The organism is Enterobacter sp. 940_PEND (assembly GCF_001059415.1).
Taxonomy (GTDB): Bacteria; Pseudomonadota; Gammaproteobacteria; order Enterobacterales; family Enterobacteriaceae; genus Enterobacter; species Enterobacter cloacae_M.
Genome location: NZ_JUMS01000108.1, coordinates 1 through 979, shown reverse-complemented (window position 1 = coordinate 979; position 979 = coordinate 1). Strand labels below are relative to the sequence as shown.

The window sequence follows — 979 nt, the reverse complement described above, 5'->3', positions numbered from 1 at the left end:
AGGAACCGAAAGCTTAGGGTGTCATTTCGCCCTCAGCCGGAACCGACCCCATTAACTCTTTTAATGAACTTGTTAAAGCCTACATCAGGAACTGTGGGGTGAAAATCAAATGGGTCATTGAAATCCATAGGGTTTGTGAATTTCAAAGTACTATCTTTTAAAATTATCTTTGTTATTTCTGCTGATCTATATTGATAGAATTTTATCATCAAAATTATCCAATCAGAATTATGTTATATTTTTTTAATCTTAAGGTCACCAAATTCTTGAAACCCGTCTCTGGTGATATCATCTGCTTTTGTAGCACGTTCATCCTGTCGCATCCAGACCCGGGCGGCTTCAGGTATCAGTACTGAAGCGCTAGTATCTAGAAATTAACCATATTATTCGTTTTCGTACAGTAAGATTGAAGCGTTCCGTGACGAGCTGCGCCACCGTTAAGGCTTCCGTTATCTAAATCCTGGTCCCTCAAGTCTCTCACACACAGCAGCAGACAGACTGCCTGAGTCATATTTATTCGTACAGTCGCTCTGATCTTTAACAAACAGAACAAAAGTCGTCAGAATCAGAGATACAATTAGGCCCGGTATTAATCCCTTAAAAGCATCCTTAACCCTCTTATCTTGCCTGTACCCCATAATACAAAAGAAAAATATGGGGAATGAATACAGCGCAAAATCCATTATATTAAACAAACCGAAGAACATTACCGGTAACGCCAGAATGGGACCGAAAATGAATGCGATAATGATTGTGACGATATACCCATTCATAAATCACTCCTTAATTAAATGCTGTCGAATTCATTATATGTTGTTCTTATTTAGAATGACAAACTGTATCGGTCAAAATTCCTCAATTAATGAATAATTAGTTACGATGCACGGCTAATTTTAAGGCTAATGTATGCGTACATTAGCTTTATAACACGGGTAATGACTCCAACTTATTGATAGTGTTTTATGTTCAGATAATGCCC

Annotated in this window: 1 protein-coding gene; it reads right to left on the bottom strand. The window is 37.8% G+C overall.

What is annotated here, in order from left to right; all coding sequences use genetic code 11:
* Positions 1 to 449: 449 nt before the first annotated feature.
* Positions 450 to 773 (bottom strand): hypothetical protein, encoded by a 324-nt coding sequence (locus ADJ24_RS15085; protein WP_017899891.1) that lies wholly within the window; start codon positions 771 to 773, stop codon positions 450 to 452.
* Between the last annotated feature and the right edge of the window lie 206 nt (positions 774 to 979).